The organism is Auritidibacter sp. NML130574, from assembly GCF_003185725.2.
In the GTDB taxonomy this organism is placed as follows: Bacteria; Actinomycetota; Actinomycetes; order Actinomycetales; family Micrococcaceae; genus Auritidibacter; species Auritidibacter ignavus.
The window spans coordinates 851,554-865,500 of the sequence record NZ_CP031746.1; the positions used below are offsets into that span (position 1 = coordinate 851,554).

The 13,947-nt window shown below is 56.8% G+C and carries 11 protein-coding genes and 1 pseudogene; 8 read left to right on the forward strand and 4 right to left on the reverse strand.

Features of this window, described 5'->3' with window-relative positions; all coding sequences use genetic code 11:
• Positions 1-21 precede the first annotated feature (21 nt).
• Positions 22-1,860: a translation elongation factor 4 gene (lepA, locus tag DCC27_RS03925; RefSeq protein ID WP_110098515.1), complete on the reverse strand. Its 1,839-nt coding sequence runs from the start codon at positions 1,858-1,860 to the stop codon at positions 22-24.
• Positions 1,861-2,132: 272 nt separating this feature from the next.
• Between lepA and rpsT the strand changes: the two genes are divergently transcribed.
• The 3 genes from rpsT to DCC27_RS03940 all read left to right on the forward strand — a co-directional run bounded on the left by rpsT (position 2,133) and on the right by DCC27_RS03940 (position 5,606).
• Positions 2,133-2,399 (forward strand): 30S ribosomal protein S20, encoded by a 267-nt coding sequence (rpsT, locus tag DCC27_RS03930; RefSeq protein WP_110098392.1) that lies wholly within the window; start codon positions 2,133-2,135, stop codon positions 2,397-2,399.
• A gap of 338 nt (positions 2,400-2,737) precedes the next feature.
• On the forward strand, positions 2,738-4,375 hold the full coding sequence (locus tag DCC27_RS03935) for an AbgT family transporter (RefSeq protein ID WP_110098393.1): 1,638 nt from the start codon (positions 2,738-2,740) through the stop codon (positions 4,373-4,375).
• Positions 4,376-4,415: 40 nt separating this feature from the next.
• Positions 4,416-5,606, forward strand: a complete 1,191-nt coding sequence (locus tag DCC27_RS03940) for a M20 family metallopeptidase (protein ID WP_110100532.1) — start codon at positions 4,416-4,418, stop codon at positions 5,604-5,606.
• Between the two features lie 38 nt (positions 5,607-5,644).
• On the opposite strand, the gene DCC27_RS03945 is transcribed toward DCC27_RS03940, so the two are convergent.
• Positions 5,645-6,745: a M20 family metallopeptidase gene (locus tag DCC27_RS03945; protein ID WP_233242892.1), complete on the reverse strand. Its 1,101-nt coding sequence runs from the start codon at positions 6,743-6,745 to the stop codon at positions 5,645-5,647.
• A gap of 973 nt (positions 6,746-7,718) precedes the next feature.
• On the opposite strand from DCC27_RS03945, the gene chrA reads away from it, so the two are divergent.
• The 3 genes from chrA (at position 7,719) to DCC27_RS03965 (ending at position 10,708) form a co-directional block, all read left to right on the forward strand.
• A complete protein-coding gene (chrA, locus tag DCC27_RS03955; protein WP_110100529.1) occupies positions 7,719-8,927 on the forward strand; it encodes a chromate efflux transporter in 1,209 nt (402 codons plus the stop codon).
• Between the two features lie 508 nt (positions 8,928-9,435).
• Positions 9,436-9,867, forward strand: coding sequence for a hypothetical protein (locus tag DCC27_RS12400; protein ID WP_246840135.1), 432 nt, complete (start codon positions 9,436-9,438; stop codon positions 9,865-9,867).
• Complete coding sequence (locus DCC27_RS03965; protein WP_246840136.1) at positions 9,824-10,708, forward strand: transposase family protein; 885 nt, start codon at positions 9,824-9,826, stop codon at positions 10,706-10,708. Before DCC27_RS12400 ends, DCC27_RS03965 begins: the two co-directional genes overlap by 44 nt.
• Before the next feature lie 194 nt (positions 10,709-10,902).
• Here the strand turns inward: DCC27_RS03965 and DCC27_RS03970 are convergent, their stop codons facing one another.
• Positions 10,903-11,691 carry a hypothetical protein gene (locus tag DCC27_RS03970; protein WP_233242895.1) on the reverse strand — a complete coding sequence of 263 codons (789 nt, stop codon included), beginning with the start codon at positions 11,689-11,691 and terminating at the stop codon, positions 10,903-10,905.
• Between the two features lie 67 nt (positions 11,692-11,758).
• On the opposite strand from DCC27_RS03970, the gene DCC27_RS03975 reads away from it, so the two are divergent.
• Positions 11,759-12,166 carry a hypothetical protein gene (locus tag DCC27_RS03975; protein ID WP_110098399.1) on the forward strand — a complete coding sequence of 136 codons (408 nt, stop codon included), beginning with the start codon at positions 11,759-11,761 and terminating at the stop codon, positions 12,164-12,166.
• Here DCC27_RS03975 and DCC27_RS12160 read toward each other — a convergent pair.
• Positions 12,147-12,323, reverse strand: coding sequence for a hypothetical protein (locus DCC27_RS12160; RefSeq protein WP_014320299.1), 177 nt, complete (start codon positions 12,321-12,323; stop codon positions 12,147-12,149). The two genes, DCC27_RS03975 and DCC27_RS12160, sit on opposite strands and share 20 nt — an antisense overlap.
• Positions 12,324-12,738: 415 nt before the next feature.
• Between DCC27_RS12160 and DCC27_RS03980 the strand changes: the two are divergent.
• Positions 12,739-13,947: pseudogene (locus tag DCC27_RS03980) on the forward strand (IS110 family transposase).

Below are 13,947 nucleotides of genomic sequence, written 5' to 3' on the forward strand. Positions count from 1 at the left end.
ATCGTCAGGCCTCCTGGAGGCTTAGTCGCCACCGTCGGTGGACAGGGCAGCAATGAAAGCTTCCTGTGGCACTTCCACGTGGCCGACCATCTTCATCCGCTTCTTGCCTTCCTTCTGCTTCTCCAACAGCTTCCGTTTACGCGAAATATCGCCACCGTAGCACTTGGACAGCACATCTTTGCGGATAGCCCGAATGTTCTCGCGGGCAATAATCCGGGAACCAATGGCTGCCTGAATGGGCACCTCGTACTGCTGACGTGGGATGAGCTCTTTGAGCTTTCCGGTCATCTTGACCCCGTAGGCGTAGGCGTGGTCACGGTGGGTGATCGCTGAGAACGCATCGACTGTGTCGCCTTGAAGGAGCACATCCACCTTGACCAGGTCCGCTTCTTGGTCGCCATCGCGTTGCCAGTTCAACGAGGCGTAGCCCCTGGTCCGGGATTTCAGCTGGTCAAAGAAGTCGAAGACAATTTCGGCCAACGGGATCCAGTACCGGATCTCGACACGCTCTTCGGACAAGTAGTCCATACCTTGAAGCTGTCCGCGCTTACCCTGGCAGAGTTCCATGACCGCACCGATAAATTCGCTGGGCACAATCACGGTGGCTTGCGCCATGGGTTCACGCACCGACTGGATCTTGCCTTCGGGAAACTCTGAAGGGTTGGTGACATCAACTTCGGTGCCGTCTTCGGTAGTGACCTGGTAGACCACGTTGGGCGCGGTAGAAATCAAATCCAGGTTGTATTCGCGTTCCAGACGTTCGCGCACAATCTCCAGGTGGAGCAACCCCAAGAATCCGACACGGAATCCGAAACCGAGCGCCACCGAGGTTTCGGGCTCATAGTTCAGCGCAGCATCGTTGAGCTTGAGCTTATCCAGGGCATCACGCAGGTCCGGGTAATCCGAGCCATCAATGGGATACAAACCGGAGAACACCATCGGCTGAGGCTCCTCATAGCCACTAATCAGGTCCTCGGCCGGATCGTGGGCCGAGGTAATGGTGTCACCGACTTTGGATTCGCGCACATCTTTGACGCCGGTAATCAGGTACCCGACTTCACCGACCGACAATCCCTCGGCTTGGATGGCATCGGGTGAATACACACCCAGTTCCTGGAGTTCGTAGGTACTACCGGTGGCCATCATCTTGATCTTCTGGCGGGGTTGGAGTTCGCCGTCGACCATTCTCACGTAGGTAATCACACCACGGTAGCTGTCATAGACCGAGTCGAAAATCATCGCCCGGGTGGCCGCATCGTGATTGCCCTCAGGTGCGGGGGTGGACCGGACCACTTCATCGAGCAGTTCTTCCACGCCTTCACCGGTTTTACCCGAGACGCGGAGTACGTCGTCGGGTTCCACACCGATCAGGTTGGCGATCTCCACCGCGTAGCGGTCGGGATCAGCTGCCGGAAGGTCAATCTTATTGAGCACCGGGATAATGGACAGCTCGTGTTCCATCGCCAAATACAGGTTGGCTAGCGTTTGAGCTTCAATCCCTTGGGAAGCATCAACCAGCAGAATCGCCCCCTCACAGGAGGCCAGAGAGCGGGAGACTTCGTAGCTGAAGTCAACGTGCCCGGGGGTGTCGATCATGTTCAGCACGTAGTTGGTGCCTTCATAGGCCCAGGGCATGCGCACGGCTTGGGATTTGATGGTAATCCCGCGTTCGCGTTCAATGTCCATCCGGTCCAAAAACTGGTCTTTCATCTCCCGGGGAGTCACCACGCCGGTTTTCTGCAACATCCGGTCGGCCAGGGTAGATTTACCGTGGTCGATGTGGGCAACAATGCAGAAGTTTCGAATCTGCACCGGGTTGGTCGACCCAGGACGGGGCGGATCAATAGCCTGTGGCGACAAGGGCAACATCCTTCATCGATGACAATGAATAAGGTCTAATGGTCTATTGTCTCATGATTCCACCAGGGTGCCAGCCAGTGTATGTGCTCAGTGCCACCGCACACCACGAAGAATCCGCACGCTGTTGCGTGGTATGATGGTCAGCTGTGTGTCCGCGTAGGTCGACGGGCACCCTGTGTCGAGCTTTCCTAGGTGCCCCCACACCGCTCAGTCGCTCGGGATAGGAAACTCCCTCAACCGACCAATCCTCGACAGAAGTTAGGACCATTTCCGTGGCCAATATTAAGTCGCAAAAGAAGCGTATTCTCACCAACGAAAAGGCTCGTCGTCGCAACAATGCGTACAAGTCCGAGCTGAAGACTCACCTGCGCAACCTCGATGCAGCTGTTGAGTCCGGTGATAAGGAAGCCGCCTCGAAGGCTCTGGCCGTAGCCAGCCGTAAGCTGGACAAAGCCGTGAGCAAGGGTGTCATTCACAAGAACCAGGCCGCAAACCGCAAGTCCGGTGCTGCCGCCAAGGTTCAGAAGATGGACGCCTAATCTAGACGTTTGAGTCTGAACATCTGGCCGGGGACCACGCGATCGCGTGGTCCCCGGTTTTGTTTAACGCTAGTTACCGTCTGAGCTGGTAAGACGAAAGAGCGCGAGACCCTGTCGATAAAATCCGATCTGACTCGTGAATCCCCCACAGAAATATATGACTTCTCGTCCCTCACATCCCAGCACCTCAACGAGATCGCTTTGAAAAAATCCGGTTGCTTTCGTTATGATTTAGTTCACATTAGTCAAGCTACCTAGACAGGCCTACGCGACACATCCAACGTTGAATCGCCGGCCCGCAAATTATCTCGTCACTCGCTCTTGAACAGAGGACCGCTATGACAACTCAACAACACGATCCGGAGCCAAAAGTAGCTTCCGCCGATAGTGTAGCTACCACGCCGAGAGACGGACGCTTGGTGCGGTCACTCCAATGGCTTGAGAAGATCGGCAACTATCTGCCGCACCCGTTCTGGCTGTTTATAGCGTTAGCCGTTCTTGTCCTTGTCCTTTCGGCCGTTCTTGAAAGCGTTGGCCTCAGTGCTGTGAATCCGGCCGACGACGAGCACGTAGCTGTCCAATCGTTGCTCAACCCCGCGGGTTTTCAGCGGATGATTGAAGATGCGATAGCTAACTTTGTCGAGTTCCCGCCACTTGGCATCATCATCACGGTCATGCTTGGCGTGGCTGTCGCCGAAGGCTCGGGACTGATTAGCAGTGCAATTCGGGTCATTGTTTCTCGTGTCTCGACCAAATGGCTCACATTTACTATCGCTCTGACTGGCGTCACCGGTTCTGTGGCCTCCGACGCCATCTACGTCATTTTGATTCCTTTAGCAGCCGCCGCGTTCAAGGCCGCCGGTCGCTCCGCAGTGCTCGGCGCAATCGTTGCCTTCGGTTCAGCCTCGGCGGGATACAACTCGTCACTACTAATTACTGCAGTGGATCCCGTCCTGGCCGGTATTAGCACGAGTGCAGCTCATATTATTGACGATGAATACGTCGTGTCCCCAGTTGCCAATTACTTTTTCTCTATGGCGTCTGCCGTAGTCCTCGCCACCCTGGTCACCCTTGTTGCTGAACTCTTGCTGGTGAAAATGACTCGGCGCTTCCGTGACGAAGAAGATCGAGCAGGAGGCGCGGCGACCGCAGTACTCCAAACGGGTCGGGATACAGATGCAGATACTGCGATCGATGACGACGAATCGCTACTGACGTATACGAAGAAAGAAGTCCGTTCTCTGGGATGGACAGCACTTGCTATCGTGCTCTTCCTGGCTATCTATTTCGCTCTACTGTTCATACCAGGTTCTCCGATGCAGGCTGAAAGTGGAGATGCGCTGGACTCTCCGTTACTTACCGACATCGCGTTACCAATCGCACTGGCATTCTTCGTCGCCGGTGTCACCTATGGCCTGGTGAACGGAACTATACGCAAACTACACGATGTCCCGGACATGATGGCCAAAGCGATTAAAGAACTGGCACCCATCATTGTTATCTTCTTTGCGGCAGCACAATTCATCGCTTACTTCAGATGGTCAAACATGGGAGAGGTAATGGCCATTAACGGTGCAGAGTTCCTGTCGCAGGCCAACTTGCCGACAATCGTCCTCTTTGGCGGAGTGGTGTTATTGGTCGCGGCGCTAAACTTCTTTATCACCTCCGGATCTGCTCAATGGACACTCATGGCACCCGTTTTGGTACCTATGCTGATGCTGATCGGGATTTCTCCGGAAGTTACTCAGATGTTGTTCCGCATCGGTGACTCGCCCACCAATATCATTTCGCCGATGAGCCCGTATTTCGCCCTCGTCTTAGGGTATCTGCAACGGTACTATCCGCGTGCCGGAATCGGCACACTGATCTCCATGACCTTGCCGATCTCTATCGCGTTGCTAGTCGGCTGGTTCCTTTTCTTTATGGTCTGGTACGCCATCGGAATTCCCCTAGGCCCCGGCGTTCCCGTCCGCTAACGTTTGATTACCGCCAGCCCACAGGAAGGCTTCTCCCGCGATGCCCGCCACGACGGATGCCGTTGAGAACTACATCAACTCACACCAACAGGAATTTATCGACGACCTCAGAAGGGTTGTCACAGCGGAAACGCCCAGTAACGACAAAGCCCTGCTGGATAGTGGTCTCGAAGTGATTCGCCATACTGTGATTTCCCGTACTGGAGAACCTGACGCTGAATTCAGGAATTCGCACACCGACTACGGCGATGTCTTGAAGCTACACTGGCACGGTCGTACCGCCGAAGACCACACTGATAGCATCCAGCAAGCAGTACTGGTGCTGTGCCATTACGATACGGTGTGGCCACAGGGCACGATCGATGACTGGCCACTCAAGGCCGACGGAGACAAACTTTCTGGTCCCGGAGTCTTGGATATGAAGTTCGGGATCATACAACTCGCCTGGGCGATCAGAGCAATGAAAGCACTCGGGCAGGCGTTCCCGCCCGTCACGTTATTACTCACGGGGGACGAAGAGATCGGATCGCTCTCATCGCGGCACTTGATCGAGGACGTGGCATCGAGATCGAGACTCACTTTAGTCACCGAGCCCAGCGCCCAGGGGCATCCCAAACATGAACGCAAAGGCGTGATGTTTGCGGATGTTAGGGTATATGGGCGCCAGTCGCATGCGGGGTTGGAACCAGAAAAAGGTGCCAACGCTATCCACGCGCTCGCGACAATAATCAGCGATATCACCAGTCTCGCCGATCCCGAGCAGGGTACCACCGTCAACGTGGGAGTTATCAATGGTGGCACAGGACGCAACGTCGTTGCAGGATTCGCCGAAGCTCTCGTGGATATTCGAGTGACCACGCTCGAGGAACAACAACGAATTAATCGCCAGTTACCAGCGCTAAAATTACCTGAACCTTTTGCCAGTGATGATCGGCTCTCCCTCGAGATTGAGATGGGCGCAGGCGATAGACCACCGATGACGCTCAATCCCGCTTCTGAAAGGGCGCTCTACCGTGCACTAGAAGTAGGCAAGAGGCTGGGCAGAGAACTTTCACCGAAGGCCGCCGGTGGTGCTTCTGACGCCAATTTTGTCGCCGCACGTGGCTTGGCGGTGATAGATGGTCTTGGAGCCGACGGCGAAGGACCTCACGCATTTCACGAGCATATCTTGATCTCCTCCATCGCTCCGCAAACTGCGCTTCTCGCGGGTATTATTCAAGGCCTGGGCTAGAGACAGCTTTTGAGCGACACCTCATAAATTTTGTCAGCCTATTCCGTGTCACGTTTCTCAAGCTGGGTAGCAACCATGGCAGCCAAGAGCGCTGTTCGTGGCGCAATATACTCCACCAGAGCGTGCTCGTGATCAGCGTGTGCTCCTGCACCGCACGCCCCCATTCCATCCAAAGTGGGAATCCCTTGGGCGGCGGTAAAGTTGCCATCAGAGGCTCCTCCCACACCGACTCCCTCGAATGGCTCTATGCCCAACGTCTCCGCAATCGTCTGCGCTTGGGTTAGAAGATCGGCGCCGGTGCTACGCTCCATTGGCGGACGATTGACGCCACCTAGAACTGTCACCGTTGCCCCAGGAAGCGGAGACACGAGCTGGCGCATTTCGGCATCGACACGGTCTTGCTCTTCTCGGGTCGGGGTCCGGACATCAACGGTGACTTGAGCAGAAGCGGGGACGGTGTTGGGCGTGGTTCCGGCCTTGATAATGGTTGGTGTGACTGTAGTCCCCTGGTCAGGATCACTCATGCCGGCAATCTTCGGCACCAGCAGAGCCAAAGCAAGACCCGCATTGATGCCCTGCTCAGGTTCAAGACCCGCGTGAGCGGCTCGCCCTTTAACGGCAACGACATAATCCGATGTGCCTTTACGAGCAATCTTCAGCGACGTCTCAAAAGCGCCTTCGGTAACGAAAACTGCCGTCGCATTCTGGCTCTCTGAGAGAATGAGCTCCTGCGATGTTGTCGAACCCACTTCTTCATCTCCTGTCACCAGAATGCAGAGACCATCGAGATCCACTCCCAATTCCTGCAACATGGCTGTGGCATGAACGGCCATGACCACGCCGGTTTGCATGTCAAGAGAGCCAGGGCCTCGAAGCTTGGAACCATCATTGCTAAAGGGAATGCGTTCCAGGGTCCCCAGGGGCCACACCGTATCTTGGTGAGTCAGGATGACGACTTTCGGGTTGCCTGCTCCGAAACGTAGACGCAGGTGCGTAACACCATCGACCTGGAGGGTTTCCACGGTGGCACCCAACCGTTGAGAAATAACCTCAGAAACAGCTTCAGCACCACGAGCCACAGCTTCCAGGTCCGAGGAAAAAGACTCGACCTCTACCAACTTCTGAATATCACGGAGCATGTCCGCGAGCCGCGATGACGCGGATTCAACGAGGGAAGGTGAAATAATTGACATAGGCAAAACAATACCGAAGATTCTCTCACGAACGCCCCCTGCTTTCTCTCCGCTCCAAAAACCTTCGGGCGCTTCCGCAGTAGCTCGCCGAACAGCAACATAAACCCGGCTTCAGGTGGAAACAACGACTTTCCCGAGAAGTTCTGGTGCAGTGGAATCAACCGGGCAACCGCGAAACCGCGTGGACTGCTATCCATCAGAGACCACAGGCCATGGAAACACCCGGCACTCTTGATTCGATCACCTCATTCCGAAAAGGAGTCTTCCGCCATTTCCGCGATCAGCTCCCAAGGCAGGTGCTCCCTCACGTGTCCGCACCGACCGCGACAAGGCCTGATCAACACGTCGTCGGCAACTTGTTGGACAAGGTCAGCATCAGCTCCAAGTGCTTCCGCAATCCATACGAGTTTCTCAGCGCTCTGGAGACGGTTATGAGTCTTCTTTGCTGATAGATCCGGTCTTCGCCTAACGTAGGCGCCAAAACCGGTCGTTGTTTGGGAAGCGAACCACTCAGTCATATGCTCTCGTTGAAAGGTCCGCCAACGGCCTGTCCTCTGGCGATTGGTTTGCTCAAAAGAATCTGATATCGGGAGGGGCTCAGGTAACCGAGCTAGCAGCCCTGCAAATTCTCGCACGTCAAAATCGATGTCTTCCAGAGACTCTCTCTCGATACTCGACCATCAACCATTCGCATAGTCTGCTGGTGTGTTCTGATGAAATTCGGGAAATAAAGTAAATAGTGTGCACCGTTGCCCTGCCCGGCGACACCGCCCTGGGGAACCGTGACGACTCGGGAGGCCACATGGATTTCCCGCACCGGTTTGTCGAAGTTCTCATCTAAAATGAACGAGGGCCAACCACATGACTCGGATGCGGTCCACGACAACAGGGGCAGGTATTTCACGGGGTGAAGACCAGCATGACGAAGACTAAGCCGTGGGAAGTCTTTCATGTCTTCCTCAGACTAGGACTCACCTCTTTTGGCGGACCTATTGCTCACCTTGGATATTTCCGAAATGAGCTAGTGTCTCGCCGGCGGTGGATCAGTGAAGAGCACTACGGACAGCTGGTCGGGCTCTGTCAGTTCTTACCCGGCCCTGCCTCAAGCCAGGTAGGTTTCGCTTTGGGATTCATCCGAGGTGGCTACCTGGGAGCGGTAGCAGCTTGGACGGCGTTTACCCTGCCCTCGGCACTATTGCTCGTGTTATTCGCCATCGGCGCCGTGAATTTGGACGGTGCGATCGCAGAAGGTCTCGTCATCGGCCTGAAGGCGGTGGCCGTTGCTGTGGTCGCACACGCTGTGTGGGGCATGGCAAAATCCTTAACACCTGACCTGCGGCGCATTCTCATCGGGATCGTTGCCGTCGCCCTCGTCTTAATCCTCCCCTCGAATATCGGTCAAATCGGCGCCATCGTGGCCGGAATCATTGCCGGCGTCATCTGGTGCCGTCACCTGGTTCAGACACAGCCTGCCCCACTCAGCGTGGAAATCTCCAAATACGTGGGCATCATCAGCGTTGTACTCTTTGCGGTCTTGCTGTTCGGCTTACCAATCATCACTGCCCTCTGGGACGACCCCTGGGTGAGCTTGACGGACGCGTTCTACCGTGCCGGTGCCCTGGTCTTCGGTGGCGGCCATGTCGTCTTACCCCTACTCCAAGCCGAGCCTGCGGTCACAGAAGCAGTCAGTCAAGATCAATTCTTGGCCGGTTACGGTGCGGCCCAGGCGGTACCTGGACCGTTGTTCACGTTCGCAGCATTCCTCGGGTTCGAGATGGGATCCGGTGGGAGCGCATGGCTGAGTGCAGCCCTGGCACTGGTCTCCGTCTTCCTTCCAGGTATTCTGCTTCTGTTGGCTACCCTGCCATTTTGGTCCAAGATTCAGCAGAACCAGGTGGCCCGTTCTGCCGTTCTCGGGGCCAATGCTGCCGTTGTCGGCATCATGACAGCCGCGCTGATCACTCCCATCATCACCGAAGGGATTACCGGATATGCCACACTGATCATCGCCGTGGGGTGTTTCGCCTTACTACTGTTCGCCAAAGTCCCAGCATGGTCGGTGGTGCTCATCGGTGGATTGGTTGGTGTGGTAGCTTCGGTGACCGATGTGGGGCTGACCTGGGTCTAATTGCGACCCCCGTTATCGCGGTATGGGCTGTGAGACGGGGAAGCAAACTAGTGCCAGTTTTTGGACCTCGGGGTGTTGCGAATGGTGACGTGGTGCATGGCCTCCGGACCAATCGATTCAAAGTGCACTACATACGGCAGTCTGTGACGACTGCTTGATTGCTCTCGTCAACAGGTGGTCTAGTGTCTGACGTTATTGACCGAAATGGTATCCGTACACGTCTGCAGAAAATGGCTGTTTTCTGGCGGGATCGAATCAACCAATGGCGTGCAGAGGGCACCGAGTCAGGAACACAGAAACGCTATGCCCAGCAATTCTGGTCAGACCTGATGAAGTGTTTCACTTCTTTTGGTCCGGTGTGGTGATCGGTAAGGCAAAAGCCCGACGAGACTCATAGAAAGCCCCCGCGTAGTAAGGGGTCGTGCCTCACAGAAAAATCCCCGCGAAATCCTTCTCCCGGGCCACCAGGCACGACGACGATGGGGTCATGGTCGACAAGGACGTATCTATGAGCAGCCGAATCGAGATCACGAAGAACTACGCCACCGCCTACACGCAAGCGCCGAAGAAACCTAAAGCCGCGATCCTCGATACCGTCACCGAACTCACCGGGTGGAACCGCGACCACGCCCGCCAGCAACTCACCCACCGTACCCGGCAACCCAAAGGACGCGCGACAGCCACAGTCGCGGTCATCGACAGGCCGAAGACGAAGGCCCGCAAATACTCCTACGACGCGGTCAAGATCTTGCCATACGTGTGCTCGATCGCCGGCGGCATCTGCGGTAAGTACCTCGCCACAGCCATGAAAGGCCTACTGGACTGCCTCGAAGCCCACCCACCTGATCCCGGGCAAAGGCCGCTACAACCACAGCGTGCGTGCCGAGCTGTTGGCGATGAGTCCGGCGACCATCAACCGGTACCTCAAACCAGTCCGTGACAAGGACCCCCTGCCTGGGAAGTCAGCGACGAAGCCCGGGAGCCTACTGCGTAACTCCATCACCGTGCCCAAGGCCGGTGACGAACTCGACGACGAACCCGGCTTCTTCGAAATCGATACCCTCGCCCACTGCGGCCCGACCCTCAACGGCGAGTTCGCCCGCTGCGTGAACGACACCGACATGCACACCGGGTGGGTCTATACCCACCCGATGAAGAACAACGCCTCGACCCACGTCGTCGATGCCTGCACACAATTCGTGAACTCTGTGCCCTACCTGGTGACCGGACTCGACTTCGACAACGGGTCCGAGTTCATCAACCACAACCTCATCGACTGGGCCGCTGACCGCAAGATCTTCTTCACCCGGGCACGCCCGGATACGAAGAACGATCAGGCCACCATCGAATCGAAGAACAACCACCTCATGCGCCGGTACGGGTTCTCCTACCGCTACGACACCGCGACCGAGCTACAGCTCCTGCAACGCCTGTGGCCGCTGGTCAACGACCGCCTGAACTTCTTCACTCCGAGGAAGAAACCGACCGGGTATTCCACCGATCATGTCGGCCGCCGCAAACGCGTCTACGACTCTGCCAAGACACCGTATCAACGATTGCTGGATTCCGGGATCCTCAACGCCCAGCAGAAACAAGAGCTTCAGAAGTACCGGGCAGGTCTGGATCCGGTCGGCCTGGCTGCCGAGAAAATCGACCAGATCCAGCACCGGTTGATCAAGCTCGCTGCGGGCAAGACTGCGAGACTTGAACGCCAGATCGAGAAAACTCAGGCCCAACCGGACCCCGCGGGCATCAAGGTCCACCACACCCGGGCCGGCTGAGACCCCGGTTAGCGGGGAAAATATGTGTGAGGCACGACCTGCAATTCCCGGGGATCTTGACATGAGGCACTCCGGGGTCCCTTGATCGCTAGGTCAGTCTTCTCCGGTGTCGTCTGGGTCTGGTGGCGGGCGGCCCGGTAGCAGACTCTCCACGGTGGCCCATTTGTCTGCTTCGGCAGCTTCGAGCACTACGGCTAAGAGTTCCGGGTCTGATCTGCGCAGGCGGTCGTATCCACGGCCTTCGGCCAGCCACCGGGCCGGGGCTGACTCGGTATCGTCGATGATGTCCTCATCGGTCTTGTCGTTGACGTCGAACCTGTCTTTGAGTCCCCGGCTCCAGGTGATCGCCCGCCGGCCCTTGGTTCCTGCAACGTACTCACCCCATAGCCGGCGGCGTTACCCCGGCCGATGCTTGCGATCGCCTTGCCGATGCCCTTGACACCGGCGATGATCGCCTCGGCGGCCAGATTCGCTTTGAGCACGTCCCCAAAGACGCGGGTCTTATCCCCGGTGTCGTCCATCTCGTCACCGAGATCATCGACTGCGTCCTCCAAGTGCCCGGCGTCCTTGGCAGCGTCTTTCGCGTCATCGCCTGCCCCGTCGGTCTCGTCACCGAACTCGCCGAGCGCATCGTTGTTGGCCTTGAGTTCTTTTTCTAGCTCGTTGAGCTCAGCTCCGGCGTTGTTGAGCTGGATCTGCCAGTTCTTCGTGCGCGAATCGTTCTCCCCGAACGACTCGGCCGAGTTCTCCAGCGCGGCCTTGAGTGTTTCGATCTTGGCCTTTTGGGTCTCGATGTCTTTAGCCAGCACCTGGTTACGAGCCGTGAGCGCATCCGCACTGGTGGCGTTCTTCCCGAACTGGGAAGCCACCAGTTTCATCTCCGAGCCCAGCACCCGCATTTCACGGTTGATGTCGGTGATGGCCCGCTTGAACTCGCGTTCACCTTCCAGACCGATCTTGAGACCAAACGAGCTATCAGCCACGGTGAAGGTCACCTCCTCGAACTAGAATTAGGTAGTGGGAATCGTCCGCGATGCGAGGGAGCACAACGTGAGTGACACCGATATTGATGTGCGCCGGTTCGCGAAACTGCTTGCAAAGCTGGATGCGCATTTGCCGATTTCTGATGCTATGGAACAAGCCGATCCACAAAAGAATGGGCGCTGGTGGTCCTCGCAGCGTGAACACATGGCGGAGTGGTTCGCATCGCAAGCGACGACCGGCAGCGGAGCGTTCATGCGGAAAGAACCGAATGTGTCGGCGAAAACGACCTATAACCGGCTTCAACACCCCGAAGGGCTGGTCTGGATTGCTGAGGCGCTCGGAGCCGATACCGATCTGGTCCAGCGTGTGGCTGACGAAGCGTTGACGATTCCCAGACGTTCCCGCAGTGCATTTGTTCGCTCGCACCTACCGTGGGAAATGATCGCGCAGCTGGCTAAATCCCGGCTGGGATGATGTCGTCGATGAACCACACCCGTGCTGGTTTCGCTCGTCCTGTCTCGATCCGCCAGCAGTCCACCAGGTCCAGGAGCTCGCCGAAGACCATCAGGCCCACCTCGTCTTGTCTCAGGCCGAGGTGGGCTAAACCGATGTAGGTCAGGCGGGTGAACACTGCCTGGTCGGATTCGACTATCCGTCCGCTGAAGCATCGTGCGAGGGATGAGATGGGTGACTCCGGTCCAATTTCGCAGGGTCGCTTTCTTCCGCCCGTTGGCCGTGCCAATCATGAGGAAAAGTTGTATTGTTCTGACCACCACTGGTGTCTATCTCTCCCCGTTACATTTATTTATAGGTCCTTCTAGGGTATTTCTTAGGTCTATCTAAGGAGCTGGTCGCTGGCTCTGGTATGGCTGTGTTGCCCTGTCATTTCATGGTCCGGGGGTGTTGCCGCCAGCGGTCCAGGACGCGCGTTGACTTCTCATAGGGATGCGGCCCAAGCAGTGTGTTGAGGTTTCTTCGTCACGTGGGTGCAAGCATCGGGTGTCATGATCACAGCGGCCTTGCTACCAGCAGTGAGCAAGACTGCCATGACAACAACCTACGATGTGATCCTGGGGCTAGACGTTGGTAAAAGCGCACATGACGGATGCGCCCTGACAACCACCGGCGAGAAACTCTACGACCGGGAATTACCGCAAGACGAAACCGCATTGCAAGACGTCATCGTTCAGCTCCAAAGGCACGATTCAGTGCTGGTGGTGGTCGATCAGCCTAACACCATTGGTGCCTTACCGATCGCGGTGGCCCGAGACTGTGACGCCACCGTGGCATACTTGCCGGTCTTGGCGATGCGCAAGGCCGCTGATCTGTATCCCGGCCGGCCCAAAACTGATGCCCGGGACGCGTTCATCATTGCTGATACTGCCAGAACCATGCCCCATACGCTACGAGCCGTGGATCGGGAATCTGATCTGTTCTCGGCGTTGAAAGTCCTGGCTGGGTTTGATGATGACCTGGCTCGGGAATGTACCCCAGCCATCAACCGACTACGATCCTTGCTGGTGCACATTTACCCGTCACTGGAACGAGTCTTCACCGGCACCGTCCTCACACGGCCCATGGTCCTGGAGTTGTAGATTCGGTATCACGGACCCCACGGCCTGCAGGCTGCTGACAAATCTGGGGTAAAACGCTGGGCGAAAAATCAGGCCCGCAAAGACCCCTCCGCGTTGATCGACCAGATCTTCGCGGCCCTAGCCGAGCAAACGGTCACCGTGCCTGGAACAGCTACCGTGGAACTGATCATCCCCAGGATGGCCGCCCAGATCAAAGAACTCAAAGCTCAACGCGCTCTGGTGGCCACCGAGGTGGAAACGATGGTCGATGCTCACCCTCTTACCCAGGTCTTGATTCCTATGCCAGGAGTCGGAATCAAGACCGCCGCCACGATCCTGCTCACTGCAGCAGACTTCAGCTCCTTCCCCACCCCAGATCACCTGGCCACCTACGCCGGCATTACTCCCGTAACGCGTCGCTCTGAGACCTCGATCCGAGGTGAGTCCCCGGCCCGCTCTAGCAATAAACAACTCAACAACGCCTTATTCCGATCCGCATGGGTGGCCTCCTGCCACGACCCGGTATCGAAAGCCCACTACAACAAGAAACGCGCAGAAGGCAAGAAACATAACGCCGCAGTGATCTGTCTGACACGCCGCCGCCTCAACGTCATGTTCGCCTTGGTCCGAGATGGCAACTTCTATCATGCCGCCCCAAACAAAGTTCCCCAAGCAGCTTGA

Bases quoted from the DNA above. Each gene is read 5' to 3' on its own strand.
- DCC27_RS03945 (WP_233242892.1), bottom strand. From the start codon at position 6,745: ATGCTCCGTGATATTCAGAAGTTGGTAGAGGTCGAGTCTTTTTCCTCG.
- DCC27_RS12400 (WP_246840135.1), top strand. From the start codon at position 9,436: ATGAGCAGCCGAATCGAGATCACGAAGAACTACGCCACCGCCTACACG.
- chrA (WP_110100529.1), top strand. From the start codon at position 7,719: ATGACGAAGACTAAGCCGTGGGAAGTCTTTCATGTCTTCCTCAGACTA.
- DCC27_RS03935 (WP_110098393.1), top strand. From the start codon at position 2,738: ATGACAACTCAACAACACGATCCGGAGCCAAAAGTAGCTTCCGCCGAT.
- DCC27_RS03965 (WP_246840136.1), top strand. From the start codon at position 9,824: ATGAGTCCGGCGACCATCAACCGGTACCTCAAACCAGTCCGTGACAAG.
- DCC27_RS03940 (WP_110100532.1), top strand. From the start codon at position 4,416: ATGCCCGCCACGACGGATGCCGTTGAGAACTACATCAACTCACACCAA.